This is a genomic window from Pseudomonas frederiksbergensis, from assembly GCF_001874645.1.
Lineage (GTDB): Bacteria > Pseudomonadota > Gammaproteobacteria > Pseudomonadales > Pseudomonadaceae > Aquipseudomonas > Aquipseudomonas frederiksbergensis_B.
In genome coordinates this window covers 5,065,652-5,092,591 of sequence record NZ_CP017886.1, presented here as the reverse complement: position 1 = coordinate 5,092,591, position 26,940 = coordinate 5,065,652, and the positions used below count along the sequence as shown (strand labels likewise).

Below are 26,940 nucleotides of genomic sequence, written 5' to 3'. Positions count from 1 at the left end.
GGGTAATGCCTGATTCGCATCAGGTATTACCCAGAGTGTTCTTTTGGTTACTCGCTGGCCTCAAATGCCTTGGTCAACAGCATGATCTTGCCGATATGGGTGCTGGACTCCATCAGCGCGTGAGCCTGGCCGCTTCTTCCAACGGAAACGTCTGGTAAATCTGCGGCTTGAGCTTGCCGCCTTCCAGCAGAGGCCAAACCTGTTGCTCAAGCTCTTGGGCAATAGCGGCCTTCTCATGCACGCTGCGCGAGCGCAGCGTAGTTCCCGTATGCGTCAGTCGCTTGATCAGCATGGTCATCAAGTTCAGCTCTTTCGCTGGACCGTTCTGTACGCCGATCTGCACAATCCGCCCGTTCGTGGCCGCCGCCTCATAGTTTTTCGCCACGTAATCACCGGCAATCAGGTCGACAACCACATCCGCCCCTCGGCCATTGGTGAGGCGTTTGACTTCCTCGACGAAGTCCTGGGTGCGGTAGTTGATTGCGGCGTCTGCCCCCAGTTTCAGGCAGGCCTGGCGCTTCTCTTCGGAGCCGACGGTCACAATGACTGTGGCGCCGAACGCTTTGGCCAGCATGGTCGTGACCGTGCCAATACCGGAGGCGCCGCCGTGCATCAGCACGGTTTCCCCTGCCTTAAGCTGGCCGCGTTGGAACACATTGGCCCATACGGTGAAGAAGGTTTCCGGCAAAGCCGCAGCCTCAAGCAGGTTCAACCCCTTGGGCACTGGCAGAGCATTGCTTTCATGCACCACGCAGTATTCAGCATAGCCACCGCCAGCAATCAGCTCACAAACCTGATCGCCGGATTTGAAGCGGGAAACACCCGCGCCCGAGGCAACCACGGTGCCCGCAATCTCCAGGCCAGGAATGCTCGAGGCTCCCGGTGGTGGCGCGTAGATTCCTTGTCGTTGCAGCAAATCCGGGCGATTTACCTCTGCTGCTGCAACTTTTATCAGTAGATAGCCTTCTCCCGGTTGAGGTACGGGGTGCTGGTTGGGTACAAGCACTTCAGGTGCGCCATAGTGCTTGATATCATTGGCCAGCATGGTTTGTGGGTTGGGTGGTGTTGAAGCCATCGTATCTATCCTCAACAATAGGAATATGTTCAAGCAGGCATAAGCCCGCGTCATAGTGTGTGCAGGATAGGCCACTGATGTGACCAAAGAGCCGGATGAGACGGACTGCGCAGTTGAAAGCCACGCTTAGCTTTTGGGGGCTGCGAAAGCGCGATGAGCCGTTTCTGATGGTGTTGAGGTTGCTGCCAACTCCCAAATACCACTGCGCGCATTTGACTCGGAAGCCAGTTCTCGCTCTTCAGATGCTGCAACGCGGCTGTCCCATTCGAGCACCTCGGGAGTCATGAGCTTGTGCCACAGCTGCAGGATCATGGCGACGACTATGGTGGTCAGACAACCGCGGAGTATCGCGGGCCATTTCGACTCATGACGGATAACCGCAATGGATCCAGGCTGTGTGAAAACGCATGCGCCGTTTTGAAGTCTGCGTTGCTACGTAAAATCTGCCAGTGTTTGGTTAATCAGCAGACCGGAAATTTGCGTAGGAACGCGATTTTCGTTCCAGTCCTGACTGTCAAACCTGCTCTAAAACGTTTTCACACAGCCTCGATCGAAAGCGGACTACTCTGATAGCGTTGGGTAGCTGCTTTGTATCATCGAACGGTGAAAAGCGTGGCACTAAGATACAAATGGAAAGTCAACTTAATGCTTGCCCTTTTTGAATTTGTGGAAGTTTGGCGGAGCCTCAATATATATGCGGACCTTCAAAAAAATGACGCGCCACGCTATACGACACGCGATCTTGTTATACACCGTCATCTGCCGTATAAATCATGTTATGCATTGCTCAATCCTGGAGAAAAAACATGAATATAACATTGGTAAGGAATGGACTTATCGCGGCCGCGCTTATAAATATAGGCGGTGTTCTTGTGTTTTCACGGGCATTCACCAATGTTGCTATTAACAACGCCGACCCCGTTGTAATGTCGAACTTTGGGCTGCTCATGATTGTTGTGTGGGGTCTAGCCTATCTCGGTGCTGCGGCCATCAACTCAAATATTAAGTGGTTGGTAGGCGCTTTTGCTATAGAGAAAGCCGTATATGTTGTGGCTTGGGTTATGTGGCTTTCGAAGAATAGTCTTGAACCACTCTATTCCACGGACGTTTTTGCTGGGGCTTTTTACAGTATCTACGGTATAAACGATTTAGTGTTTATGTTGTTCTTTGCTTGGGTTTTTTTATCGCAGCGCGATGAAGGCCATGCATAACAAATCACTATAGCGGACGGCTAACGCCGCCGCTTAGTTTAGGCGTTGCAGGTCTGCTCATCGGAGTCGTCACAGGCCGCTATGGGTGTTGTCGCTGATGCGGTTTTGACCCAGGCTGCCGGAAATCGTTGACCTACCTGAATACTCGGTAATCGATGGTCTTATGCGTGTCTTCACACACCGCCTAAGGGTCAGCTAAAGTCGGTAGCTTGGGTCAAAACCGCATCAGCACCAACACCGCCTGTAGGTTCATCGCCAACCCAGTGGTGCCCCACGTGTAAGGAACGGCGTAGCGATTGCCGGGGTCGACCTGCGCGAAGCTTGTCAGGATTTGCGGGTCGATGTTTCCCAGTCCCTTGAGCTGCTGCGGATCTACCGGCTCGATAGCCTTGGCCTGGATCAGGCGGCCCACCAGGGTGTTTGTCGGGAACACCACGTCATCACCGGTACGCCCGGTCAGCAGCTTGCTTTCCAGTATTTCCAGGCTGTCAAAGGTGTCGTAATTCACCTTGATCCCTGTTTCGGCTTCAAACCTTTTCAAGGTTTACTTGCCGACATAATCCCCCCAGTTGTAAATGTTGAGTACCTTCTCTTCTGCATGCAGTGGAAGGACGAAGCCTAAAAGCAAACTCAACGTTATCAGTCTCATGCCTAACCACCTCAGAATGTCGTTCAGCAGAAAAAATAGGTCGTCACCCGCTTGCGTTGTTTCAACTCATGCGGGTAAAGAATTGGTTGTTGACGGGGGGCAGGGCCGGCAGCCAGTCCTTGATCTGTTTGGCAAGCAAAAGGCGATCCCTTACGGCGGTTTCTCCCATGGGCGCAAAACCATGAAGCTCGCTATCAGTTGATCGATACTCACCGCGCCAGCCATCGGGCAGCGTTTCGCTTAGCTATTGGCCATCGATACCTGGTGCTGGTGGACAGATGACGGCGGGACAGGCGGGCGTTTTGACGGTCACCGGAAACGCCAGATAGTGCACAGGCGTGGGATGGCCACTGGGCGTGGCTGCCAGTGCGCGAGCCTGAGCCATCAGCGGCAACACAAACGGCAGCACCCGACCGTCAATTTCCACAACGTCACCGAGGACATAAATGTCCGGGTGTGAGGATTGCAGCATTCGGTTGGTGACGATGCCGCGCTGCACCGCAAGGCCAGCAGCGGTGGCGAGTTCAACCCTAGGCATCAGCCCGACAGCACCACATCAGCGTCCAGAACGCTTGCGTCATCAAGTGTGAGCTGTACTGAACTTGCGCTTCGGTCGACACGCGCGACGCTGCGGCCAAATTGGAAGCTCACACCCGCATGTTCAAGTCGTTCCTGTATGGCAGCGCCACCCTCGGCCGGGAGCAGTCGCCCCAGTGGATGAGGCGCACAGTCGACCACTGTCACAGCAAAACCATGTCCCGCCAAATCGTTGGCAAACTCACAGCCGATCAGCCCGGCGCCCAGCAACACAACGCTTCGCTTGCCGATCAAGGCTTCTCTGAACGAGGCATAATCGAGCCTGTCGTTGACCGAGAGCAATTGATCGACAGCGACAAGCGAACGGGATTTGCTCCGCAGGCCAGGACCAGTTTGCTCCAGGCAAGCGTCTGGCCATCGACCAACAGGGTGTTCGCCTGCGGATCGATCATGGACACACAAACGCCAGTGAGAATGGTCGCGTTGAGCTGTTTGGCCATCTCATCGGCCGGCATTTGCAGCAGTTGATCGGCTGACTTGCCGTCTTTGAAGGCGTTCGACAGGCGAGGCTTGGAATAGAACGCGCCATCGTCGTCCGTCAGCAACACCAAAGGCGCATCCGGTTCACGTTTGCGGTACTCACGCGCCAGGGTATAGCCCGCCAGCCCCGTACCCACAATAATCAGTGGTTTCATTTCACTTGCTCCGTAACCGTTGTAGTCATGGACCTGGCTGCTGTTCAGCGGATGTCACTCAAGATTCGCAGAGGACAAAATCGCTTTTAGTGACACCGCAATCCGGGCATACCCAACTGTCCGTGACGTCCTCCCAACGGGTCCCGGGCGCAATACCGTCTTGTGGCGCGCCCAGCGCTTCGTCATAGATGTGGCCGCAAATTTCACAGAGGTATTGGCGAAACATCAGGACGACTCCGTGGTGCGCAATTGGGAGTCTTCGCTTTCCAGCTGCGCCCAAATACCTTCCACCCAGTTTTTGATGGTTAGGGCTTCAACCCAGCGGTCCGACAGTTCCAGGCCGTGGGCGTCGGTAATCGCGTAGTTGGGCGGCCCCAACTCGCAGACAAAAACGCAAGTCGCGTCATCCGTATTGCGGTTGCGCCAGCTGCGCATTCCCTCGCGCCACCAGTCCTTGAACACGTTGACCCATTCCTGATGTTGCGGAAAATCGAGCTGAATCTGAATTTGTTCGCGAGTCGCCACTCGACCCTGAAAGCAGTCGGTACGTTCGTGAATGCGGTTGATAAAACCCTTGTCCAGTTCGCGAAGGGGTAGTTCCAGTTCTCTGTCGACGACGAAGTGTGAAAGGTCGGCAGTCAGCAACAGTTCCGGGATGGCATCGATCACTTCAAGGGTGAAGAACAGGTCATTCAGGATTCCGTTGCGATGAGTCTCGAACAACAGTTGAATGCCCATCTCCTCAGCTTCCTGGAGCCAGCGATTGATCAGCGGAATAGCCCCCGCCACTGACACCGGCATCACTTGAGCGACGGTGTTGACCTTGACCGCTTTGACTTCACGAGCGAACTCAAGAAGCGGTTTCATTTCACTGGCCCGGCGGGGGAACAGGTTCACCATACTTTTCAGTTGGTACTTTTCGAACAGCGGGATTGTTTCCCTGTAGTAGTCCAGGTCGGCCATGGTGGGGTCCAGGCAAATGCCATCGAACCCTGCTTCCGCCACTTTCCTGAAGTTTTCTTCGTGGCTGCGCTCAGGTTGTGTCGGATGCCCCAGCTCCATGCCCCAGAGCGATTGAAAGATTTCGAGTTTTTTCATGTGTTTTTCATCCGGTCAAAATGAAGTCAGGAAAGAAGCCGCGTTACCACCACTGGTGTTGCCGGCCTGCAAGGCTTTCAAAAAATCTTCGCCGTCCGCCATCGTTGCTTCAGCGGACATGACTCGCGACACCCTGAAGCGATGGAAGCTCTTGAGTTGGGCCGAAAACGGGACCACCACGCTGCGGTCATCACCGAACAGCTCATGGTGCAGCGCCGGAAGTTGATACCAAGGGGTTGTCGGCTTGGCGTGGTGCGCATTGTGATAACCGAAGTTCAGCACCAGCAGGTTGACCCAGGGGTATTTCAACGACAGTGGATTGCTGAAGGTATGCGCCTGTTCGAATTCCCGGTCGCCCCTATGCGGCGCTGGGGTTTTGTCAAACAGGGTCGGTGTTCCGCCATAGTCATGCTGCAAGGCGTCCATAAAGCGGAGCACGGTCATCATGATCAGGTAGGCGATTGCATACAGCAGAGCTGCAAATGGCGAGAACCAAAGTAAGGCCCCGTACAAGGTTGCGCGGATCACGATGTAAGCCACATTGCGCACGCGCTGGGTTCTGCGTTGCGGAATGATGAAGGAGCTGAAAATCATGATGACGTGCATGATCAAGTCATGCGCGGGGATGTAGAACCACTCCAGCCATTGCACAACCTTCAACGCGACGGGGTGACGTTCGAACCATTGCTCATACTCGAACCAAACAACGTCACCGTTATCGACATGATGACGAAAGTGCTTGAAGCGAATGTCTTCATACGTTCCGTAGCAGCTCCCTGTTATCCAGGTGAAGACCCGACCCAGTCGAGCGTTATCTTCGTTTTTCTTGAACACGGTGTTATGCGCACACTCATGCAACAAGTAGCCGCCGATGATCATGGCGTGTGCCAGCACAAGCATCGCGGCGATGTTGATGAACAGGTGCTGGCTGAACAGGCCGGCGATTCCGACGACGTAACCTGTTAATGAATAAGCCAGCGCCATCCCGTGATAGGCGAGCCCGCGTTTCTCTTTGAAGAGATTAAGAATCATCACAAACCTCGGTACCCATGGTCTCTAGTCGTTACGCCCAGGAACAAGCGGCGTGGTTGGCTGCTTGATGCTTTGCCTGTGGCTAAGAGTGGCGAAAAGTTTTTTCGCGGGATATCAATCAAAACTGATGTCTGGTATGACTGATTTGCATACCAAACCTTTAGGGATTCGAGTTACATGGCCCGCGTTCCCTCACTCGATGCATTGCGTACCTTTCTGTTGGCGGGGACTTACCTGAACGTCAGTCGAACGGCGGACGAGCTTTGTCTGACGCAATCGGCGGTCAGCCGGCAGCTGAAACTGCTGGAAGAGCAACTTGAGGTTCAGCTATTCACTCGCACCAACCGTGGCCTGGCGCTGACGGAGAAGGGGCGGCAGTATTTCTTGCAGATCCAGAAGCCGATGGCGCAAATCCATAAAGCGACAATCGACTTGTTGCCTATGCAAAAAACACTGGTGCTGGGTGTGGATGGTGCGTTCGCTCGAACGTGGCTGGTCAAACGCCTACCACGGTTCAGGGCCTTGCACCCTGATATCGAGCTTGAGCTGCGTTTAAGTGCATCAATGAACTCAATGACTGGGTCTCAATTACCTGCCGGCTGTGAGGTGCACATTGTCTTTGGCGCACCACCGTGGCCGGGTTACCGTTTCCAGGCGTTACTCGAACTTCAAGAGTTTCCGGTATGCAGCCCGGTGTTAACGCGTGGAAGTACTCCGTTAAGCAAACCAGCCGATCTTCTCAACCAGACGTTGATCCACGAAGGAGATCGCACGACTTGGAGACGATGGCTGGCCGCTGCCAATGCAACGGACTATGAAAGCGCCAAGGCAACGATGGCAGATGATTCATTGACTTGCTTGAGCATGGCCATCGATGGTCAGGGCGTTGCTATTGGAGACAACCTGACTTGTGCGGATTACATCGAGTCCGGCGCTCTGCTGAAGCCATTTGCAGAAACGGTGGCGCTCAATGAGACTTTCTGCTTGGTCGTTTCGGAGGAAAACAGCGTAAACGGCACTGTGCGAGCGTTTTGCGATTGGCTGAACAGCGTGTTCAATGACCGAGAAGTAACCCGTTGAGCGCAATTGGTTTACCCCCAAGGTTGTCGGTACCACGGCAGATCAACGTTACTTTCGTTTACCCGACTTGTGCGTTCCGTAGGCGGAAGTATCGACATATGGCGTGGTGATGGAATGTCCGTAGCCAGTAGAGGTCACCCCGCCGGCCGATGTCGGGTGTGCACTTGAGCGTGAGGTCGATATGCCCTTCCCTGGCAAACTCTAGCTCGACGTCCTTAAGCTGCGGGAAGACTCGCTGCAGATAAGGCCGGGGCGCTGCGCCGATGTCCTTGGGCATCCCGTCCAGATAGGTGCAACCGCCGCAGAACAGCTGGCGGTTATCCGGTGTGCGGCGGAAATAATCGAGGACGAACTGGTTATCGGTGACGCAGACATTGCTCGGCAGCAGAGCTGTGGCCACCTGATAGGTGCCACCCCGCAGTACATGGCTGGCCAGCTGCGGTTCGAGTTGATCAAGATAGGCATTGCAGGCCAGCACCAGCACCAGCACGTCGGCACGGATGCGGCCGCGCTCGGTGGTCACGAGGTACTGACCCGCTTCCTCACTTCGTCCACGAAGCAGCTTCGGCAGCGACCAATGTCACGTGCTCGCATTTGGGTACTGATTCGGGGCTCAACTGAACTTTTGTCGTCATGGGAGACCCATTGCTGGCTCCCCCATGATTACGGCTCAGGTACCGGACTTGATGTTGGTCCAGGCTCGGGTACGAAGACGCTCAATTGCATTGGGTGCCGGTACCTGCACAAACAGCTTCGAGCGCATCTCATCCGGAATGTAGATGCTCGGATTGTTACGTATCTCCGGTGCTACCTTATCGAGCGCATCCTTGTTCGCATTAGGATAGCCAATGCTATTGGAGCACTGAGCGATGACCTCGGGATCCATCATGTAATTGATGAACTCGTGTGCATCGTTGACGTTGTTAGCACCTTTAGGAATAATAAAATTATCAGACCACTCGATCGTGCCTTGGCGAGGAATCGTCATCGCCAACTTGATGGTCTGGTCGGTGCCAGCGGCTTTGACACTGGCTATGGCCCCGGTGATTGCCCCAGACCAAGCGACTGCCACACAGATATCGCCGGTGGCCAGGTCAGCAGAGGATTTGGACGAATCAAAGTAGCGAACATACGGACGAATACTTAGCAGCAAGTCCTCCGCTTTTTTATAGTCGTCTCTGGACTGGCTATTGGGCTGCAATCCAAGGTAGTTCAATGCAATGGGAAAAAACTCTTCCGGCGCATCAAGGATCGCGACACCGCAGGTACTGAGTTTCTTCATATTTTCCGGCTTGAAAATCACGCCCCAGTCATTCATCTGCACATCAGCCCCCAAGGCCTGTTTAACCTTATCGACGTTGTAGCCGATCAGTGTGGTGCCCCACAAATACGGAACTGCGTGCTCGTTATTTTTGTCTGAAGTCGCCAGCTTGGTCATAGTAACGGGATCCAGATGCGACCAATTCGGTAGCTTCTGGCGATCCAGTGGCTGGAATGCACCGGCAGTGATCATCCTGCCTAACTGCCCGTTGCTGACAGTAGCCACGTCATAGCCCGAACTTCCCGTCAGCAGCTTGGCTTCGAGGGTCTGGGAACTGTCATACACATCATAGTTAACGGTGATACCGGTCTTCTTCCGGAAGTCATCCAGCACCTGCTGGGGAATATATTCGACCCAACTGTAGATCCGTAGCTGACGGTCTGACGCATTGGCGTTTGTCATTGAGCACAGTACAGTGAGGGCGGTAAGCGCAATTGCTGCCTTGAAATTTAACTTCATAAATCACCTGATAATGGGGTTGTCCAGATACGTCCTACGAGCGAACTGATACTTAGTACCGGTAGGTGACGTACAGTTCGAGGGCATCGAAGTTGTCTTTGCCCAAGGCTTGCTTGGCCGCTGCTTGCGGCTTCACAAAGTTGTAGGCGAGCGACGTGTAAATCTGCGGCGTCGGTGTCCACTCTAAGTAAAGAGCGGTTTCATCGGCAAAACGCTTGCTGTCTACTGGCGATCCGAGATAATTTTTTCATTAAGACTGAACTGGTAATAAAGCGCCCCAGCAGTGACCGTGTCGGTGACATGACCCTTCAGACGCCAGGTATGTACATCTTCGTTGCTGTTATACAACAGGTAGTTCCCCACCACGTCTCCAATCAACCAAGTGCCCCACTCGGTGAAGCCTTTGCTCAGAGGGTCCCAGCTCTTTTGCTTGTTATCCGAAAGATCGGAGTCCCCAGAGAAGCTCGCGTAGCGATAGCCAAAAACTGGCTGCATGGGCAATGAGTCAAATGAATAATCGCCTCCCAGGTACCAGGCATCGGCATCATAGGTAACGCCCTTCCCACTTCCTCGCTCAATGGCGTATTCGCCATTGAGTGTCAGCGCGGTCGCTCCTGGAACTTTCACGTTCAATGCACGCAGGTTGTAGACCTGCATGCCATCACGCGCAACGACCTGATTCAGATCGTCATCCAGCGACTTCACCTTGAATGCCATCGCCCCCAAAGTAGCAGTACCAGGGACTGTGTAATCCAGGTTCGCGCCGCTCATACGGACGTCCCCAAGATGATCGTCAGTACGTAGGCTGAAGGCTTGGGCACTTATACCTTCGTGCTGCCAACCGAGGATCGCCGAGTCACGAAATGCCGTACGTGGACCTGACCAATAGTCGCCCTCGCCAAAACTGTCGAGGTTACCGTCCATGACGATAAAACCGTTGCCTACGGTATAGTTTTGCCGACCTGCGGTGAGCTTCCAGTCCCCAGCTCGAAATCCGGTAAATGCCTCCTCAATCGCAGAGGAGCCGTCACCAGCGCGGGTATAGCCTCCCGGATCACCGTCCCCTTGCGTCGACGACGCGACGAAGGAGCCACCCGCCAATACAGAGAAGTCGGGATTGACCTTGTACTCCAGGGTGAGGCCCGGTTTGACGTAATACTCTTGCCAGCTGTTGTTTTGTTTTCCAACCTCCCCGGTCCGCAAATCTACGCGCCCCAATCCGAAATTGGCATTGTGGCTATCGATGACGGCAGCGCCACCTAGTAGGGTCAGCTCACCTTTGAGGTCGCCGTCCTCAAACTGGTAACCCGCGTGGGCAACCGCACTAAAAAGAGGTAACGCCAAGAAGCACACACGACGAAGGGGTCGCTCTGGGTGAATCATAGACTGCTCCAGCTATTGGTTTTGTTGGTGAAGGGCAGTTTTTCAGGCGCGAGAGCGCCCTAGCAGCCGGACAAAAATTGTCGAGCTGTTCGATCTATTGGAATGCTCACTATGATGGCGCGCTGGTCCTTGGGAGGACCATTGCCCCGAAACAATTATTTACACCATAAAATATTTAAGTCAATAAAATATTTTTATTTTGGAATGGAAAAGCGTTGCACTCATGCCTAATCGAGAAATCTAGAGAAAGGACACGTGAGTGAGCGGGCTACGAGAGCAACTGAAGGAAATATGCCGCCGCGCTATCAGCAAAGCCGCCATTGAGCTTTTCGAAAGCCAAAGATAACCGCAGCTACACGCGAATGCCTAAGGAAACTCTGAAAAAGACTTTCAGATTTGGTGAAATAGCCGCCTGATCCGAACACGACGGTTGAGCCCCGATGAAACAGATGTCCTTCGCCGATGCCGAGTACGCCGGCAAACGTAAGCAGACCCGCCGCGAGCGTTTCCTGATCGAGATGGATCAGGTCGTGCCCTGGAAGGGTCTGATTGCCTTGATCGAGCCGAATTATCCGAAAGGCGAAGGTGGTCGTCCGGCGTATCCATTGATGGCGATGTTGCGGGTTCATCTGATGCAGAACTGGTTCGGCTACAGCGATCCGGCGATGGAAGAAGCGCTGTACGAGACCACTATCCTGCGCCAGTTTTCGGGGCTGCATCTGGATCGGATTCCCGATGAAACCACGATCCTCAACTTCCGACGTCTGTTGGAAAAACATGAGTTGGCCGGCGGGATTTTGCAGGTCATCAACGGTTATCTGGGCGACCGTGGCCTGATGTTGCGCCAAGGTACGGTGGTCGATGCGACGATCATTCATGCGCCGAGTTCGACCAAGAATAAAGAGGGTAAACGCGACCCCGAAATGCATCAGACGAAGAAGGGGAACATGTATTTCTTCGGGATGAAAGCGCATATCGGCGTCGATGCCGAGTCGGGTTTGGTGCATAGCCTGGTGGGCACGGCGGCCAATGTGGCGGACGTGACGCAGGTCGATCAGTTGCTGCATGGCGAGGAATCATACGTGTCTGGCGATGCCGGTTACACCGGTGTGGACAAGCGTCCTGAGCATCAGAATCGCAAGATGATCTGGTCGATTGCCGCACGGCCCAGCAGCTATAAAAAACACGCGAAAAAGAGTTTGATCGGGCGCCTGCGGCGCAAAATCGAATATGCGAAAGCACAAGTCCGGGCGAAGGTTGAGCATCCATTCCGAGTGATCAAGCGTCAGTTTGGCTATACGAAAGTGCGCTTTCGCGGCCTGATGAAAAACACCGCGCAACAGGCCACGCTATTTGCCCTGTCGAACCTGTGGATGATGCGAAAACGGCTGCTGGTCGCGGGAGAGATGCGCCTGTAATGCGGGAAAAGCGCCTTGAAAAGGCGTCGCTCAAGGGTGAAACGATGAGTTAAGAATAGGAAAGGTCTGATTTCTGACCAGCCAGCGTTTTTTGAACCTCTACCAACGAGGGCATCAAAAATCGCTGACTACTTCAGACCTTCCCTAAGCAGTAGCCCCCACGATCAGCATACGAATGCTCAGTGCTGAATTGATCGAGGAGCGACCGGTGTGACTGTAGTGCGGAACCTGGTGTTCTTGCAGTTCGCTCAGGTCGAGAAACTGATCGATACCTCGAAGCAGATGAGTGGCCGGAACATAATCGTCGAGGTTGAAGGCGTAAAACAGAGGAGTCTGGTCGGCTGGCTGACGTCCCATCATTGCGGCGAGTTCCATAGTGCTGAAGCAGTTTCACCTGGTTCATGCACCGAGGTTACTCAACGGAATAGGTCGAAAGGCGCCAGTTACGGCCTCATTCCTTGGAATATTAGTGTCGTTATCCGGCGGACCTGCTGGGCATATGCATCGAGATCCATAGGCTCCTGACTCGTCAGCCGAAGTAGCTGTAAATGCGAATAGTCGTTGAACAGAAAGGCTGCCAGATCAACATCGAGATCCGTCCGTATTTTGCCCTCGTCTTTTAGCTCTTGAAGCAGCGCACTGACCTCAGCCATCAGGGCGTCATTGACGTTTTTGTAAGCTTCGGGCAAGCCATTATCCCCACCTCCTATGAGCACCATCGGCAAGATCTCACGCCACAGTGATGGGCGCAGCGTGGCGAATGTGTAGTCGACTATTTGCTTATTCAGGTAGCAGAGTGCCTCAACGGGGTTGTCAAACTTCGACATTTGCGCACGCGCATTGCCCAAGGCGATCCGATCACCTTCACGCAGCATCTCCAACAGTATTTCCTGCTTGGAGCCAAAATAAGTAAACACCGTAGGAGCGGATACATTGGCTTCCCGAGCGATCTGCTCGACTGTCGTGTCCTGATAACCCTGCTTTTCAAATAGCCGCACAGCCGCTTCGCTTATCGCTTGGCGACGCATCGCCTTCTGCTTTTCACGCAATCCACTCACATCGTCTTCCTTCGTTTCACCGGTCAATCATCGCGTCCGTTGGACAGTCCGATCATAGCGTATTTATTTAAATCAAAAATATCTTATTGACTAAAACAATTTATCATGACAAAAATTTTGGCTACATCTGCTGTCACGCAGAGCACCCAAGCTGGAAGCTACAATGAGCAAGCTATACGCACAAAGCACTGCATCACGCCTCGGAGCCCTCTACGCAAAAGCCCATGAGGAACTCTTGGCCCCCCCCAAGAAACGCCCTTCATGCAGGGCTTTCCGGTAGTCGTAGAAAAACGAGTGACGTGGCACAACTGGATGGCTCCGCCCTTCAACCGCTGGGGACTGCGTAGCCTTCAACAGATACGCCCGACGATTACCGTCTCCGCAGGACGGAGGCAGGTCGAGGAATTGACAGACAAACCCCTCGATCTGGACGATTTTTACTTCGAAAGCACCTGCGGGCTTTCCATCGGTTTGGCCGAACACCTGCATGCCAGTTCCACCGATGGCTTTCTCATCATGCAAGGTGACGACGTTCTCTACGAACGCTACTTCAATGGGCAAACCGCCGAAGACCGCCACCTGATGTTTTCGGTCACCAAGTCGCTGATCGGAACCCTGGCGGAGCAATTGATTCATGGAGGGTTACTCGATTCGCAGCGTCTGGCCGGCAGTTACGTTGAAGAACTCGCGGGCAGCGCCTTTGGCGATGCAACGGTTCGTCAGCTACTCGATATGGCCGTGGGTATCGAGTACGCCGAAAAATACGACGACCCCGCCTCTGAGAGTTCGCAGTATGGCTACGCCTGCGGCTTGCGGCCGGCGCCTGAGGCCTACAGGCACGTCGAGTCCCTGTACCAGTATTTGCCCTCCTTGGGTAAACGTGGCGAGCACGGTGGTTTCTTCCATTACTGCAGCGCGACCACCGAGGCCCTCGCTTGGGTGATGGAGCGAGTTACTGGCGTCTCCTGCCACGAGTTGTTGGAGCGAATCTGGTCGCAACTGGGCTGCGAACGCGATGGTTATTTCCTGGCCGACCCCTGGGGTCGCAGCACCGCCGGCGCAGGCTTCAACGCGACCTTGCGTGATATGGCGCGCTTTGGCCGTCTGCTGATTCGTGAAGGTCAACACGCACAGACACAACTATTGCCCGCGGCTGTCGTAGCGGCCATTGCCGACGGCGCCGACCCTGCCATTTATGCAGACAACGCCGAGTTCGCCTCCTGGACTCCCGGCGCCTCCTATCGCAGCCAGTGGTACGTATTCAACGATCACAGCCAGGCGATCATGGCCGGCGGCATTCATGGCCAGTACCTGTTCATCGATTTCCCTTCGCAGACAGTGATCGTCAAACAGTCTTCGCTGCCCGACGCGGTCAGTGATTTCGACGCCGACAGCGTGCGCTTGATGCGGGCGCTGGCAGCCAGGCTGCGGGCCAAGCCACTCGCACGATAACAACAGCACTCAACCGGTATCCGCCAAGCTCTTGAGGCGAGATACCTGTGCGCGGTGCACCACTTTCTGCTCTGTAAAAAAACAAAAACAGGAGCTTGGCGATGAAGGCGAGCAATTACATCCGCTATCCGAACGTGGATAAAGGCACTACCGACTTGATCGCTCCGGCCATTCGTCACAACCCCAATATGTACATTCCTGAAGACAAGCTGTCGATGCTTTACCCCATTAGACCAATCCCAATGGCTACCGAACGTATCCGCACCCGGACCTGGAACATGATCCGCACTGGTTATTGAGCCTGGTCGCAGCGTCAGGTCTCTCTGGCGTTGCTTATCCCTGTAGAACCCGTCCAAAGAGGCACAAAAAATGACACTGACCGCATCTTCCCAAGTCGCGTTGGCCGACTACATCCTCTACAACGCAAAAATCTACACCGTCGATCAGCACCAACCCTGGGCAAGCGCAGTAGCCATCCAAGGTGAGCGGATCATCTATGTCGGGAATGATCTGGAGGTCATGACGTTCGCCGGCGCCCAGACTCGACTGATCGATACCCAACAACGCTTGGTATTGCCGGGTTTCGTCGAGTCGCACTGGCATTTTTCCACCACGGCCTTTGCCTTTCAGGCCTTCGTCAATCACGAGGATCCTCAGGAGGTCCTCGCGGCGCTCAAGCACTATGTCGACGAGCATCCCGACGAAAAAGCCATCACCGGAATGGGCTGGATTCAAGCACTGATGCCCGCAGAGTTGCTGTGCAAAGAGACACTCGATGCCATCTGCCCGGACAAGCCAGTCTGCCTGTTGTCAACCGACTACCACTCCATGTGGGTCAACTCCAAGGCGCTGGAGATAGCCGAAATAGACCGGCATACACCGCCGGTTGAAGAAGGCGCCAGCTGGTTCGAGAAAGACCCGGTCACTGGCGAACCGACAGGTTTGATCGTCGACGGTGCGGCTTACTCGTTGCTGATGAGCAGAATCAGCGCAGCCGGTTACCTGCCCACGGGTATCGATCTCTATCTGCGCTCGATCTCTGTATGGCAGGAAAAACTGGTCGCTGCGGGTATCACTACCGTCTTCGACGCAGGCTTTCTGGATCCGAGCGGCGATCAGTCGTTGCTATACGAGACCTTGCAACACATGGAGCGCGAAAAACGGCTCAAGCTGAGGGTGACCGGAAGCTACATCAACCTTGGTTCAACCGCAGATCCCGTCGATGCGTTGCTTGACCTTCGCGAGCGCTACAGCAGCCCGCTGGTCAAGGCCCAAGTGCTGAAGCTAATGCTGGATGGTACCGAGGTGAACCATACGGCCTATCTCTTGGAGCCCTATACGGACAAGCCAGAGACCCGCGGCTCGACGGTCATCCCTGCTCACGAATTCGCGCAGCATGTACGCAAAGCGGATGCCCACGGTATTGATGTAATGGTCCACTGCGTGGGAGACGCTGCCGTGCGTCTTGCCCTGGACGTGTTCGAAGAAACCAATGAGCTCAACCCAGCGCGGGATCGCCGCCACGTCATCACCCATGCGTTCCTGACACATGCCGATGACATTCCTCGTTTCCGGCGCATCGGCGTCATCGCCAACACCCAGCTACAATGGGGCGTGGTTGACGCCTACACCAAGGCGATCCTGAAGTCCTATGGTCATGAGCGGTGGAGTTCGATGTACAAGTTCCGCACCTTCATCGAACAGGGTGTGACGGTCTCCATCGGCATGGATGGGCTCGCTTGCCAATGTCGTTGCCAGCACCGACCGGTGGAGCATATCGAATGCGGCCATACTCGCCAGCTCTCCGGTGAGCCCGATGCCCCGGTGATGCCTGAGGCCAGTCAAAAACTCAGCATTCCACAACTGATTGCGGCGTACACGATCAACGGCGCTTATCAATTACGGATGGAGCACGAGATCGGCTCAATCACGGTAGGAAAGCGGGCTGATATGATCATTCTCGAGAACGACCTCTTCGAACAGAACGCTCATGACATCGGCAAGACCAACGTTTTGCTTACCATGATGAACGGGGTGATATCTCACCAATCAGATAGCTTTTAACGCCCTCCATCGCCGCTTGTCGTACACGACAAGCGGCGAGTTAAAACGCACCTACAAATCACGTGCAGCTACTCATCTGTGGAGCACTTTGCATAACCGCCTATAAGGAATCTGTTGGCGCCGATGCCGAATTCATCCAAGCGCCGACTAAAGACTGACCCAAGTCCAATCTAACGAAATGCAGCACGGGCATTGGTTCGCAAGAAATCAGAGGGGCTCAGTAAAATCTCGGCACGTGGGTCAATTCGGCATCGGCGCAAACAAGTACATATCCCCCATATGAAGGTTCGAGCGTAAGGGGCAGGCACGCGCAGCACCTACCAGAGCGATCGAAGGTTTCCATTCGTGCGGGCCGCACACTGAGGGAAATATAGGGAAGTTAGCGAGTTTATGCTTTAAACATAAACTCGCTAACTTCCCTATAAACCACCGAGGCTCCCGTCCACAGCCATGGTCGCACAGGGGCGTGGGTCTCAGCGACCTTATCCCACCCCAGAGGTTTTGGTGGGACCAAGCTCTGAATCTGAAGCTTGGCGGAATGGCGCAGCACCACGCTTGGCAGGAGCAGTCCCTAATTAGGGACCAGCTAACCCCCCTAGCTCATAATAACACTCATAGGGTCAGGTTGAGCTTGCATGGCTTTGACATGCTACTGGTAGGCATCTGACGGATCACACGGGGCGGAGGCGAATCGTTGGAGAAATCAGACCGCTATCGGCCCAGGCTGTGTGAAAACGCATGCGCCGTTTTGAAGTCTGCGTTGCTACGTAAAATCTGCCAGTGTTTGGTTAATCAGCAGACCGGAAATTTGCGTAGGAACGCGATTTTCGTTCCAGTCCTGACTGTCAAACCTGCTCTAAAACGTTTTCACACAGCCTCGACCCACTCCGGTCGAGAGGACAGACAGCAAACGGCCCAGAGTGTGTAAAAACGCAGACACCGTTTGGAAGTCTGCGTTGCTACGTAAAATCTGCCAGCACTTGGCTAGTCAGCAGACCTGAAATTTGCGTAGGAACGCGATTTTCGTTCTGGTTCTGACCGTCAAACCTGCTCTAAAACGTTTTTACACAGCCTCGGCCAAAAGCAGCCTGTCGATTCCGTCTGAGAAATCCCAGGCGATCTGTCTCTTGCAGCGCCTTGCTGTAACGCTTGGAGTTGTCTACGAAACCAGTGTCGATTCACCTCCCTCACCGTCCGGCCCGCTCTACAAACCAGATCAGCGATCTCAGAAGCCCAAGCCAACTCATTGTGTTCGATAATTTGCACACTTCTTGCAGAATAATTAACAAACACCCTGACCTGTAACCTTTCTACCCGCGGAGTCGTTGAACATGCCGTTACGCTTGAAGTTAGCCCTAAGCTACCTGCTGATAGGCTTGATCCCGGTTCTGGGCATGGCCTTTACGGTCTATCAACAAGCCAGTACCGCCCTGCGCGAGCAGACGCTGAACGCCCTCGAGGCGGTTGCCCATATCAAACAGCAGCAATTGCTGGATAACTGGCAGGAACGGCGCAACCAGATCAGCACCCTGGCCAGTAATCTGAGCAACAGCTACCAGGGACTGGACGACACCGCGCTGATCAGCACCGCCCTCTACGACCGCCCGGTGTTTCAAAACTTTATCAAAACCTTTGGTTACCGCGAGCTGAAACTGATCATGCCCGATGGCACCGTCATGCTCAGTCTGCAGGGCGGCAGTGACGACCAGCACAAGCTCGGCGAAGACAGCCTGCGTGATACCTTGCTGGCGCGCCTGGTCAAGCAAAGCCGCGATAGCGGCAAACTGTTGATCAGCGACCTGCAGTACAACCCGCTGAGCAAGGAGCCGACCCAATATCTGGCCACCCCCGTCATGTCGAACGGCGTGCTGCAAATGACCCTGGTTCTGGAGTTACCCATCGGCCCGCTCAATAACGTGATGCAAACCCGCCAGGGCCTGGGTGAAAAAGGCGAAACTTACCTGGTCGGCAGCGATGCCGCCCTGCGTTCGGACTCGGCACGTTTCCCTGAACACCAGGTCAACCGTAGCCTCAATGCGCAAGTCAGCCTCACTGGCAGTGCCGTCAGCAATGCCCTGGCGGGCCAACAGGGACGCATCGCCGAACCGGGGCTGGACGGCAATAGTGCGCTGAAAGTGTTTGTCCCTGTCGCCTTTGATGACAACCATTGGGCCTTGATTGCCGAAATGGATCAGGCCCAGGCGTTTGCCCCGGTACATCAGCTGATGTGGCAAGTCTTGCTGCTCGGACTGCTGACCGTCGCCGCCGTTGCCATCGCCACCTGGCTGGTCAGCCGCAGTGTGATGCGCCCGCTGGGTGGCGAGCCGAGCAATATGACCGCACTGGCCCGTCGCTTGGCCGCAGGCGAGCTGAACCTGCCGACCGAACAACGACAACAGGCCGGCTTGATGCTGGCCCTGCATGAAATGGCCCAGGCCTGGCGCGATGTGATTGAACGTCTGCGCCAATCCAGCCAGGACGTCGGTCAGGCCAGCAGCGACATTCTAAGCGCCGCCGGGCAAACCAGCGAACGCCTCGACCTGCAGCAAGAGTCGCTGGAAATGGTCGTCAACGCCGTTGAGCAAATGTCTTGCACGGTGCAAGAGATCGCCCGCAACGCCGCCGACAGTGCGCACGGCAGCAGCGCCGCACGTGGTGCCTTTGGCGAGATGCAAGGCACCCTGCAACAGATGATCGGCCAGCAGGGACGCTTGCTGAACGACATCGGTCGGGCCGGCAGAGTGGTCGACAATCTGACCAGCGACGCCCTGCAAATCGGCACCGTGCTCGCGGTGATCCGCGGCATTGCCGAACAAACCAATCTGCTGGCACTCAACGCTGCTATCGAAGCCGCGCGCGCCGGCGAACAAGGCCGTGGCTTTGCTGTGGTCGCCGACGAGGTGCGCAACCTTGCTCAACGCACCAGCAGCGCCACCGAAGAAATCGTCGCCATTACCATCACCTTGCAAGGCTCTTCCACGGAAGCCCGGCAGGCGATGCAGGCCTCGGCCGAACAAGCACATACGCTGGAGCGTGAAACCCAGGTCGTGCTGACCTCGCTCAGCCAGTTGGACAACTCCCTGCAAGGCGTGCACGCCCTCGCCGTGCAGATCGCCGTCGCCGCGAATGAACAGGCCGGAACCACGCAGGAAGTGAATCAGCACATGCACCGCCTGCACGACATGACCCGCGACAACCGGCAGAATGCGGCTCATACCCGCAGCAGTGGCGAGCACCTGCAGCAAGTGGCCAACAACCAGCAAGCCCTGGTGCTGCGCTTCCGCCTATAGCCGCCGGCGCTAGCTCTCAGCCGGGTGGCCGCCTGGAGTTCGACAGGTGGCGTGAGGAGTTCGACCTAAGTTTGCTCCGCGGTTAAAGCATTGGCATGAAGCCATGGCGTGCTGTAAGGATATGCAATGACCGAAGAACACTGGAGCGTGAATGCATCGGTTGGCTAGGCGAACTGGGGGTAAACGCATCTTTACCGGCCATATATTGCTCATGATGGTGGCGACCCGGAGTGTGGGAGCTGCCGCGCAGTTGTACTGAGCATGCACCAGTGAGCCACCGTCACCAAGCTCAATCCCAAGGTGCCACTGGCCGCTCGTGAGGATGCCCACTTTTGGCCGATTTCCGCCTGTAGCGACTGGCTGCAATGGGTCGAAAGCAGCCTTTCGTGACTGGCAGCTATTGGCCGATTCCAACCTGTCACGGCTGACCGAAATCGACCCAATGAAGCGGACGGTGGTGGGCGAGCTATGCCCGCATTCGAAGGATACGCCGCCCGACTCTGGCACTAGAGTTCCATGAACATCTCATGCCAGGACATTCCACCGTGGTTAGAAGGCGAGGGCTGAACGTAGCGATAGCCCATTCGCTGATACAGCCCCACGTGGCGCTCCTTACACATCAGGTGGATGGTCTTCTTATCCAGCGCTTTCATGCATTGGACGAACTCGCCCATCATCAGTGTGGAGTAACCCTTGCCCTGCTTCGCTGGATCAATCACCACTGACATGATCACCACGTTCGGCGCAGCGGCTGAATGCCCCACCAGTTCCTTGAAGGCCTCATCGGACATCACCACATTATGGGCGCAGCCACTGTTGATGAAACCGACGACCTCACCAGCATCCTCCATAATCAAAAAGCCATGCGGATACTGGGCAATGCGTGTCGTAATTTTCTCCTGAGTAGCTGCTTCGTCGCCTTCGTATGCACAAGACTCGATTTGGTAGCAGCGGGGAGCGTCTGACAGCGCGGCATGACGAAAGCTGAGCGTGGACATTTCAGTTCCTGATGTAGAGTGGTCTTGAGGGAGACGGGAGACGGGAGACACTATGTTAGAGAAAGCGCAGAATGCAGGTACTGCAATTTACTCAGGTTGTAATGAAGTTCATGCACTCCGTTCTCCGCCGCCTTGATCTGAATCTTCTGCTTGTTTTTGACGCGATTTATCGGCACCGAAGCGTCGTGGCTGCTGCGGATGAGCTTGCGATCAGCCCTTCTGCATGTAGCCATGCTCTTTCGCGGATACGCGATTCGCTTTCTGATGAACTCTTCGTCCGCTCTGGTAATTCGATGCAGCCTACTGCCCAAGCAGAACAGATAGCAGCAGGCGTCGCTGATGCGCTTCGCATCCTCTCAGATCAACTGACCGGCGCCGAGCCGTTTGTCCCGGCAACTACCACGCAGACATTCGTATTCGCAGCGACCGACTACGCCGTGTACGCGTTGCTGACACCTTTGATCGCCAGGCTGGAGAAAGTGGCACCAGCACTGCGGATCAAGGTGCTTTACCTGACTCGGCAGGAATGCCTGACGGACCTGAGGGAAGGCCGCGTGCACTTCGTGCTTGATGCAAGACATGACCAGGAGGTTGGGTTTGAAGGCCTGGAGGTGCTCGACTGTTTTACCGATGACTACGTTGTGGCTGTTCGCAAAGGCCATCCGCGAATTAAGAAAGTCTTGTCACTTGACCAGTATCTCGGCGAACGACATATCGCCGCGCTACCCTGGAGCGACGCGGGCAGTGTGATTGACATGGCGCTCGCCCGCCTGGGATTGCATCGCGATGTAGCGGTGCAGCTGCCCAGCGTATTGGCTGCTCCATACATAGTCGCCAGTACAGATTTCCTTTTCACCCTGCCCCGCCGGGCAGTACTTCCATTCAGCCGTGCTGCTTCGTTGGTAGTTCATCCCGCACCGTTCGAAGCGCCGTGCTATACGCTCGGCTTGTTGTCCAACAAGCAGTATTCAAGCTCCGCCGCGCACCGATGGGTGCGCAAGCAAATGCTAGCGACCTTGAGTGCGTTGTGACGCGCGCTGAGTGACTGCTTCTGGTCGATTTCGGTCAGTCGTGACAGGCAGAAATCGGCCAGGAGCCGACATATGGGAGCTTCAATTATTCAGTCGATGAACGGCCGATGTTAACTAGAAAGCTGCCGTTAACGATCAAGTTAACCGGCGCGCCGCCACCGACGCTTGCCAAGTTAATGGCATGAATTGGCGCGTCCGGTTGAATGAGTGATCAGGGCGCACTTGACACGCCTCGCACCGTTGCTACTTCGCTCCTTCCGCCGGCAATGCTTGTTTCAGCTGTGCGATCGTCCGTTTGATTGCGTCCTGGCCGGCGGCCTGATCCTTACGCGCGGCCGTGGCCAAGTTGAACCCGTGACCGGCGCCGTCGTACTCATGCAGCGTCAGCATGGGTGGGGAAACTGCCTTGGCAGCGTTGGCGAGTTGGCGCGCCGTTTCGATTCGGCAGCAATCCTTGTAGGTGTCTGCCGTACCGGCAAACATTTGCACTGGAACCTTGATCTTGGCGACAAAGTCGGCTGGGGCCTTGATGAACGCGGTGTACGGATAGCCTACAACGACCGCTGCGACGAGCTCTGGCATCCGTGCCGCGTAGGTCAGCGCGGTCGCTCCGCCGAGCGAATAGCCAACGACGCCCACCTTGCCTGGCAGCGCGTGCGCACCCGCCTGAGCCCGCGTAATCACCTCTTTGAGCATGTTCCCGGCACGGCTCGTGTCTTTGATCCAGAATTCATTGCCGTCGACCAGAACGACATCGAAACCAGCGTCGGCGATCTGCTGCGCGGTCATCGCGTAGCCAGGCATGCCTGTTTGGCCAGAAACAAGGACGACGACGCGTCCACTACCTGACTTTGGTAGGAACTCTTGCTGTTTTGGACCAGGGTCCTGAGCCCCCGCGCACAATGAAACGGCCGCAAGCAAGGATACGAGGAACCGGGGGAAAACACTCAGCATGGGCGCCTCCTTCAGCGCATTGTGATTCTACCCCACAGCGTCGTTCGTCCTGCGAACGCAACCTGCTGTGGGAACGGGCCTAGCAATATTTTTACGGACAGTGGTGTCCGCATAACATAGATATTGATGACAGATTTATAGTCCCCAACTGCTTGACATGCAAACTTGTGCTCTGTTCAAGCTCAGACCAGTGACAGCTGCAAGTTGCTAAGCGGACGCCACATGGTCAAAGGGGCAGATGGCTGCTCAGGGTCGGTTAGCGACCACCACACACAAGGCGTCGTTGATCTATTGCAGGACAAAGAACTTGAGAGCAGTCCAACTCTTGCTTGGGCATACGAAGCTTGAAAGCACCGTCAGATACCTGGGCATCGAGGTCGATGATGCCCTGGAAATGGCTGAGCAGACGGAGGTGTAATTCCCCAGCGACGGTCGCAGCTAAACCGTCGCTATCCGGCCAGAAGCGGGCGTTTCACCTTGGCGCCAGAGCGCCGCTCACCGAACGGTTGAGCTAACAATGAAAGTCATGCGCGTCGGCGCGAATGTGGGCTTTAATGTCCGTGCAACTCACCTGTGCCCAACATTGGGTTTCGACCGCATACGAGATGGGCCCAACAGCCTGCTTCAGATTGCTATGCGCTTGTCTGATCAAGGAAGATAACGACAATGAAAACAGCTTTCGGCGCCCTGTTTCTGATCTGCCTGACTGCCAGCGCACTCGCTGACGATAACCCTGTCGGCTTCCAGTCCTCCACGCTGCTGGACACGCACAATGACCGCGCGCTGGAGATGGTCGTCTGGTACCCCAGTGCAACTACCGCCACCACGCAATTGATCGCCGATAATGCGGTGTTTGTCGGTGCTTCTGCCGTTCGTGACACGCCACCGGCTGCCGGCGAACACCCATTGGTGGTGCTCTCCCACGGTTTCGGGGGCAACTGGGGCAACCAGACTTGGCTTGCCAGTGCTCTGGCCCATAAGGGTTACATCGTCGCCGCGGTCAACCACCCCGGCACCACTAGCCGTGACCGTAGCCCTCAAGCAGCGGCGCAGTTATGGCAGCGGCCCGTCGATCTGAGCCGAGCCATTGAAGCGGTCACGACTCAACCTGAAAAATTTGGCCTGGTCGCGAAGCGCCGAATTGCTGTAGTGGGCCATTCACTGGGCGGCTGGACCGCCATGGAGATCGTCGGTGCTCGTTTCGATCCAGACCGATTCGCCCGTGACTGCAAAGCCCACCCGCAGTTGTCCAGTTGCACCGTTTATCAACAGATGAACCCCGCAAGCACCTCAGCATTGAAGGCCGGGTTGGCCGCCGATTTGCGCGATAAACGCGTCACCGCTGTGGTTACACTGGACCTGGGCCTTTCACGCGGGCTGACCGATGAAAGCCTTGCGGCGCTGCCGGTACCAGCGCTAGTGATCGCTGCCGGCGTACCGTCGCAAGAGCTTCCCGCTCAGTTGGAGTCCGCCAACTTGGCCAAACGCCTGCCCCAAGCGTCAAGCCGTTACGTCGAAATCGGCGACGCAAGCCACTTCAGCTTCATGTCGGTGTGCAAACCTGGCGCGGTGGCATTGCTCGAAGAAGCAGTACCAGGCGATGGCATCATCTGCGGAGATGGCGACAACGGCCGCCCACGTGGGTTGATCCAACAGCAGATCACAGCGCTGATCATCGAGTTTCTGGCGCAGTCATCTGGCAACAGAGAGGACATTTTGTAAACCATCAGTATCAGGGTTGCCGGTGTTCGGCAAGAACACCGCCGGAGCCGTTTCCGCGCCCGCGTAATCTGTCATATCGGCTGGCTAGGAATGACCGCGCTGGGTCGGACGCGGACATTCAGCGACATCTTTCGTCAAGTTTTGCGGACCAGCCACGCGCCCCAGAACAGACTGGAAAAGAAGCGGGTTGCGTCTCCAAATCCCGTGTCGTGCAGCACCTGTTGAACCGCTGCCTCTGAGTGAGGTGGGTCAGCGCCTTGAAGCATTTTATCCAGCTTGGCTTTGACTTCATCGGGACGGGCGCCCTGCTGTCTCCATCGTTGCGCCCAGGCGTCGAGCAGTAGAGGCTGGCTGGCATAAGCATAATGATTCCCCGCCAGAATCAGCGGCGCACCGGGCTTGAGACGGTCCAGAACCGATCGCAGTAGATGGCGCTTGGCATCATCCCCGTCCAGATGATGAAGCACGCCGATCACAGTGGCCGCATCGTACAACTCGCTCGAAGGCAGGTCGTCGAGTGTCCCAAGATGGATGTCCGTTCTTTCCAGCAAATCGTTCGCCAGCAACTCCTGCGTTGCTGCCGCCAACATAGGCTCTGACGGATCGACGGCGGTAAAGCGCCAGTTCGCCTCCAGCGCCGCCATCGCAAGAATTTCCCGGGCCGTGCCGCCCGCGCCGACCACCAGCACCTTCACTGAACTGATACCTGCGAGGCTTGCCGCCAGCATGCATGCAGACAAGTCAAGGAATACGCGTTAGCGTTGCGAATTCTACAGTTCGTGCAGCCGCTGAAAAAACCTGCAATTGCCCACTCGCCAGGAATCCTGTTTCATGGCCGTCCGGTGCATCATGAAACAAACGATCTGGCTCGCACCGGCTCGCGATGTTTGCATTAACGCCCGGTCGCCGGAGAAGATGGCCGCAGCACGATCGCTCCAGCACTGACTATCCTGATGCTACTGAGCCTGTCGGGCTCGATAACATCGTTCTCAGGGAATATCGAATGACCGCAAGACACGTAATCAATGCTTCGGTGAGCCCAAAGGGCAGCCTGGAGACGCTGTCCCAACGCGAAGTTCAGCAACTGAGCGCCGCCGGATCGGGCAGCATCTACTCTCTCTTCCGCCAGTGCGCCCTGGCCATCCTCAACACCGGCGCCCATGTCGACAACGCCAAGACCATTCTGGAAGCCTATCGGGACTTCGAGATTCGCATTCATCAGCAAGATCGCGGTGTACGTCTGGAATTGCTCAACGCGCCCGCAGACGCCTTCGTCGACGGCGAGATGATCGCCAGCACCCGCGAGATGCTGTTCAGCGCCCTGCGCGACATCGTCTATACCGAGAACGAGCTGGACAGCCAGCGCATCGACCTGAGCTCGTCTCAAGGCATCAGCGACTACGTCTTCCACCTGCTGCGCAACGCCCGCACCCTGCGGCCTGGCGTAGAGCCGAAGATCGTGGTGTGCTGGGGCGGTCACTCGATCAGCAGCGAGGAGTATCAGTACACCAAGAAGGTCGGCCACGAACTCGGCCTGCGCAGTCTGGATGTGTGCACCGGCTGCGGGCCAGGGGTGATGAAAGGCCCGATGAAAGGCGCGACCATTTCCCACGCCAAGCAACGGATCACCCACGGCCGCTACCTGGGGCTGACGGAGCCTGGAATCATCGCGGCCGAAGCGCCGAACCCGATTGTCAATGAGCTGGTGATCCTGCCCGACATCGAGAAGCGCCTGGAAGCCTTCGTGCGCGTCGGCCACGGCATCATCATTTTCCCGGGCGGCGCCGGCACCGCCGAAGAGTTCCTCTACCTGCTTGGGATCCTGATGCACCCGGAAAACCGCGACCTGCCCTTCCCGGTGATTCTGACCGGGCCAAAGAGCGCGGAGCCGTACTTGCAGCAGCTGCACGCGTTCGTTGGCGCCACACTGGGCGAAGAAGCGCAGAGTCACTACGAGATCATCATCGACGACCCGGCCCAGGTGGCCCGGCAAATGACGCTGGGACTCAAGGCCGTCAAGCAGTTCCGCCGCGAGCGCAACGATGCGTTTCATTTCAACTGGCTGCTGAAGATTGACGAAGGCTTCCAGCGCCCGTTCGATCCAACCCATGAAAACATGGCCGGCTTGCAGCTGCGCCGTGACCTGCCGCCGCACGAACTGGCAGCGAACCTGCGTCGAGCGTTTTCCGGCATTGTCGCCGGCAATGTAAAGGACAAGGGCATCCGCCTGATCGAGAAACACGGTCCTTACAAGATCCACGGCGACGCAGCGGTCATGCAACCCCTGGACAAACTGCTGCAAGCGTTTGTCGCGCAACATCGCATGAAACTGCCAGGTGGCGCGGAGTATGTGCCCTGCTATCAGGTCATCAGCTAAAAACACCCTCGCGTCGACAGGCTCGGGACCGTTCGG

General features: G+C 55.9%; 20 protein-coding genes and 6 pseudogenes. 10 read left to right on the top strand and 16 right to left on the bottom strand.

Annotated features, from left to right (window positions below):
* Positions 1–47 precede the first annotated feature (47 nt).
* Positions 48–1,045: pseudogene (locus tag BLL42_RS24545) on the bottom strand (NAD(P)H-quinone oxidoreductase).
* A gap of 836 nt (positions 1,046–1,881) precedes the next feature.
* On the opposite strand from BLL42_RS24545, the gene BLL42_RS24540 reads away from it, so the two are divergent.
* Complete coding sequence (locus BLL42_RS24540; protein WP_071554985.1) at positions 1,882–2,286, top strand: hypothetical protein; 405 nt, start codon at positions 1,882–1,884, stop codon at positions 2,284–2,286.
* A 214-nt stretch (positions 2,287–2,500) separates the two neighbouring features.
* Here the strand turns inward: BLL42_RS24540 and BLL42_RS24535 are convergent, their stop codons facing one another.
* The 7 genes and pseudogenes from BLL42_RS24535 to BLL42_RS24515 all read right to left on the bottom strand — a co-directional run bounded on the left by BLL42_RS24535 (position 2,501) and on the right by BLL42_RS24515 (position 6,297).
* Positions 2,501–2,827, bottom strand: coding sequence for an extracellular solute-binding protein (locus BLL42_RS24535; RefSeq protein WP_071554983.1), 327 nt, complete (start codon positions 2,825–2,827; stop codon positions 2,501–2,503).
* A gap of 352 nt (positions 2,828–3,179) precedes the next feature.
* Positions 3,180–3,320: a hypothetical protein gene (locus BLL42_RS30580; RefSeq protein ID WP_236722005.1), complete on the bottom strand. Its 141-nt coding sequence runs from the start codon at positions 3,318–3,320 to the stop codon at positions 3,180–3,182.
* 90 nt (positions 3,321–3,410) lie between these two features.
* Positions 3,411–3,745, bottom strand: a pseudogene (locus tag BLL42_RS30805) (FAD-dependent oxidoreductase); the annotation flags it as partial.
* A gap of 17 nt (positions 3,746–3,762) precedes the next feature.
* Positions 3,763–4,167: an FAD-dependent oxidoreductase gene (locus BLL42_RS30800; RefSeq protein WP_201788736.1), complete on the bottom strand. Its 405-nt coding sequence runs from the start codon at positions 4,165–4,167 to the stop codon at positions 3,763–3,765.
* 58 nt (positions 4,168–4,225) lie between these two features.
* Positions 4,226–4,393, bottom strand: a complete 168-nt coding sequence (locus BLL42_RS24525; RefSeq protein WP_071554981.1) for a rubredoxin — start codon at positions 4,391–4,393, stop codon at positions 4,226–4,228.
* Positions 4,393–5,265, bottom strand: a complete 873-nt coding sequence (locus BLL42_RS24520) for a sugar phosphate isomerase/epimerase family protein (protein ID WP_071554979.1) — start codon at positions 5,263–5,265, stop codon at positions 4,393–4,395. The genes BLL42_RS24525 and BLL42_RS24520 overlap by 1 nt, the downstream gene beginning before the upstream one ends.
* Positions 5,266–5,280: 15 nt before the next feature.
* A complete protein-coding gene (locus BLL42_RS24515; RefSeq protein ID WP_071554977.1) occupies positions 5,281–6,297 on the bottom strand; it encodes a fatty acid desaturase family protein in 1,017 nt (338 codons plus the stop codon).
* Positions 6,298–6,474: 177 nt separating this feature from the next.
* Between BLL42_RS24515 and BLL42_RS24510 the strand changes: the two genes are divergently transcribed.
* Positions 6,475–7,377 (top strand): LysR substrate-binding domain-containing protein, encoded by a 903-nt coding sequence (locus BLL42_RS24510; RefSeq protein WP_071554975.1) that lies wholly within the window; start codon positions 6,475–6,477, stop codon positions 7,375–7,377.
* Between the two features lie 97 nt (positions 7,378–7,474).
* On the opposite strand, the pseudogene BLL42_RS24505 reads toward BLL42_RS24510, so the two are convergent.
* The 3 genes and pseudogenes from BLL42_RS24505 to BLL42_RS24495 form a co-directional block, all read right to left on the bottom strand.
* Positions 7,475–7,921: pseudogene (locus BLL42_RS24505) on the bottom strand (FAD-dependent oxidoreductase); the annotation flags it as partial.
* Positions 7,922–8,047: 126 nt separating this feature from the next.
* Positions 8,048–9,157, bottom strand: coding sequence for a polyamine ABC transporter substrate-binding protein (locus BLL42_RS24500; RefSeq protein WP_071554973.1), 1,110 nt, complete (start codon positions 9,155–9,157; stop codon positions 8,048–8,050).
* Between the two features lie 52 nt (positions 9,158–9,209).
* Positions 9,210–10,540: pseudogene (locus BLL42_RS24495) on the bottom strand (alginate export family protein).
* Between the two features lie 440 nt (positions 10,541–10,980).
* On the opposite strand from BLL42_RS24495, the gene BLL42_RS24490 reads away from it, so the two are divergent.
* Positions 10,981–11,958, top strand: coding sequence for an IS5 family transposase (locus tag BLL42_RS24490; protein ID WP_071550144.1), 978 nt, complete (start codon positions 10,981–10,983; stop codon positions 11,956–11,958).
* Positions 11,959–12,102: 144 nt separating this feature from the next.
* On the opposite strand, the gene BLL42_RS24485 is transcribed toward BLL42_RS24490, so the two are convergent.
* Both BLL42_RS24485 and BLL42_RS24480 read right to left on the bottom strand, forming a co-directional pair.
* Positions 12,103–12,318, bottom strand: a complete 216-nt coding sequence (locus BLL42_RS24485) for a transposase (RefSeq protein WP_071554971.1) — start codon at positions 12,316–12,318, stop codon at positions 12,103–12,105.
* 83 nt (positions 12,319–12,401) lie between these two features.
* Entirely contained in the window at positions 12,402–13,016 is a 615-nt protein-coding gene (locus BLL42_RS24480) for a TetR/AcrR family transcriptional regulator (protein WP_071554969.1), read from the bottom strand.
* Between the two features lie 163 nt (positions 13,017–13,179).
* On the opposite strand from BLL42_RS24480, the pseudogene BLL42_RS24475 reads away from it, so the two are divergent.
* The 4 genes and pseudogenes from BLL42_RS24475 (at position 13,180) to BLL42_RS31250 (ending at position 19,822) form a co-directional block, all read left to right on the top strand.
* Positions 13,180–14,468, top strand: a pseudogene (locus tag BLL42_RS24475) (serine hydrolase domain-containing protein).
* A gap of 101 nt (positions 14,469–14,569) precedes the next feature.
* Positions 14,570–14,767: a hypothetical protein gene (locus BLL42_RS24470; RefSeq protein ID WP_071554967.1), complete on the top strand. Its 198-nt coding sequence runs from the start codon at positions 14,570–14,572 to the stop codon at positions 14,765–14,767.
* Between the two features lie 70 nt (positions 14,768–14,837).
* Entirely contained in the window at positions 14,838–16,532 is a 1,695-nt protein-coding gene (locus BLL42_RS24465) for an amidohydrolase (protein ID WP_071554966.1), read from the top strand.
* A gap of 1,331 nt (positions 16,533–17,863) precedes the next feature.
* A complete protein-coding gene (locus BLL42_RS31250; protein ID WP_071554962.1) occupies positions 17,864–19,822 on the top strand; it encodes a methyl-accepting chemotaxis protein in 1,959 nt (652 codons plus the stop codon).
* A gap of 506 nt (positions 19,823–20,328) precedes the next feature.
* Here BLL42_RS31250 and BLL42_RS24450 read toward each other — a convergent pair.
* On the bottom strand, positions 20,329–20,820 hold the full coding sequence (locus BLL42_RS24450) for a GNAT family N-acetyltransferase (protein WP_071554960.1): 492 nt from the start codon (positions 20,818–20,820) through the stop codon (positions 20,329–20,331).
* A 71-nt stretch (positions 20,821–20,891) separates the two neighbouring features.
* On the opposite strand from BLL42_RS24450, the gene BLL42_RS24445 reads away from it, so the two are divergent.
* Positions 20,892–21,851, top strand: coding sequence for a LysR family transcriptional regulator (locus tag BLL42_RS24445; RefSeq protein ID WP_071554958.1), 960 nt, complete (start codon positions 20,892–20,894; stop codon positions 21,849–21,851).
* 243 nt (positions 21,852–22,094) lie between these two features.
* Here the strand turns inward: BLL42_RS24445 and BLL42_RS24440 are convergent, their stop codons facing one another.
* Complete coding sequence (locus tag BLL42_RS24440) at positions 22,095–22,805, bottom strand: dienelactone hydrolase family protein (RefSeq protein WP_071554956.1); 711 nt, start codon at positions 22,803–22,805, stop codon at positions 22,095–22,097.
* Positions 22,806–23,471: 666 nt separating this feature from the next.
* Here BLL42_RS24440 and BLL42_RS24430 point away from each other — a divergent pair.
* The gene (locus BLL42_RS24430) at positions 23,472–24,527 is read left to right on the top strand and encodes an alpha/beta hydrolase family protein (protein WP_071554954.1); all 1,056 of its coding nucleotides are present in this window, start codon (positions 23,472–23,474) and stop codon (positions 24,525–24,527) included.
* Positions 24,528–24,661: 134 nt separating this feature from the next.
* Here BLL42_RS24430 and BLL42_RS24425 read toward each other — a convergent pair.
* Positions 24,662–25,270 (bottom strand): annotated as a pseudogene (locus BLL42_RS24425) (class I SAM-dependent methyltransferase); the annotation flags it as partial.
* A 260-nt stretch (positions 25,271–25,530) separates the two neighbouring features.
* Here BLL42_RS24425 and ppnN point away from each other — a divergent pair.
* Positions 25,531–26,904 (top strand): nucleotide 5'-monophosphate nucleosidase PpnN, encoded by a 1,374-nt coding sequence (ppnN, locus tag BLL42_RS24420; protein ID WP_071554950.1) that lies wholly within the window; start codon positions 25,531–25,533, stop codon positions 26,902–26,904.
* Positions 26,905–26,940: the final 36 nt, after the last annotated feature.

Excerpts from the sequence above, each read along its gene's own strand:
- BLL42_RS24490 (WP_071550144.1), top strand. The coding sequence starts at position 10,981 with ATGAAACAGATGTCCTTCGCCGATGCCGAGTACGCCGGCAAACGTAAG.
- BLL42_RS24500 (WP_071554973.1), bottom strand. The coding sequence starts at position 9,157 with ATGAAGTTAAATTTCAAGGCAGCAATTGCGCTTACCGCCCTCACTGTA.
- BLL42_RS24465 (WP_071554966.1), top strand. The coding sequence starts at position 14,838 with ATGACACTGACCGCATCTTCCCAAGTCGCGTTGGCCGACTACATCCTC.
- BLL42_RS24510 (WP_071554975.1), top strand. The coding sequence starts at position 6,475 with ATGGCCCGCGTTCCCTCACTCGATGCATTGCGTACCTTTCTGTTGGCG.
- BLL42_RS24445 (WP_071554958.1), top strand. The coding sequence starts at position 20,892 with ATGCAGGTACTGCAATTTACTCAGGTTGTAATGAAGTTCATGCACTCC.
- BLL42_RS24520 (WP_071554979.1), bottom strand. The coding sequence starts at position 5,265 with ATGAAAAAACTCGAAATCTTTCAATCGCTCTGGGGCATGGAGCTGGGG.
- BLL42_RS31250 (WP_071554962.1), top strand. The coding sequence starts at position 17,864 with ATGCCGTTACGCTTGAAGTTAGCCCTAAGCTACCTGCTGATAGGCTTG.
- BLL42_RS24515 (WP_071554977.1), bottom strand. The coding sequence starts at position 6,297 with ATGATTCTTAATCTCTTCAAAGAGAAACGCGGGCTCGCCTATCACGGG.
- BLL42_RS30800 (WP_201788736.1), bottom strand. The coding sequence starts at position 4,167 with ATGAAACCACTGATTATTGTGGGTACGGGGCTGGCGGGCTATACCCTG.
- BLL42_RS24540 (WP_071554985.1), top strand. The coding sequence starts at position 1,882 with ATGAATATAACATTGGTAAGGAATGGACTTATCGCGGCCGCGCTTATA.
- BLL42_RS24485 (WP_071554971.1), bottom strand. The coding sequence starts at position 12,318 with ATGATGGGACGTCAGCCAGCCGACCAGACTCCTCTGTTTTACGCCTTC.
- BLL42_RS24525 (WP_071554981.1), bottom strand. The coding sequence starts at position 4,393 with ATGTTTCGCCAATACCTCTGTGAAATTTGCGGCCACATCTATGACGAA.
- BLL42_RS24430 (WP_071554954.1), top strand. The coding sequence starts at position 23,472 with ATGAAAACAGCTTTCGGCGCCCTGTTTCTGATCTGCCTGACTGCCAGC.
- BLL42_RS24450 (WP_071554960.1), bottom strand. The coding sequence starts at position 20,820 with ATGTCCACGCTCAGCTTTCGTCATGCCGCGCTGTCAGACGCTCCCCGC.
- BLL42_RS24440 (WP_071554956.1), bottom strand. The coding sequence starts at position 22,805 with ATGCTGAGTGTTTTCCCCCGGTTCCTCGTATCCTTGCTTGCGGCCGTT.
- BLL42_RS30580 (WP_236722005.1), bottom strand. The coding sequence starts at position 3,320 with ATGGCTCAGGCTCGCGCACTGGCAGCCACGCCCAGTGGCCATCCCACG.
- BLL42_RS24470 (WP_071554967.1), top strand. The coding sequence starts at position 14,570 with ATGAAGGCGAGCAATTACATCCGCTATCCGAACGTGGATAAAGGCACT.
- ppnN (WP_071554950.1), top strand. The coding sequence starts at position 25,531 with ATGACCGCAAGACACGTAATCAATGCTTCGGTGAGCCCAAAGGGCAGC.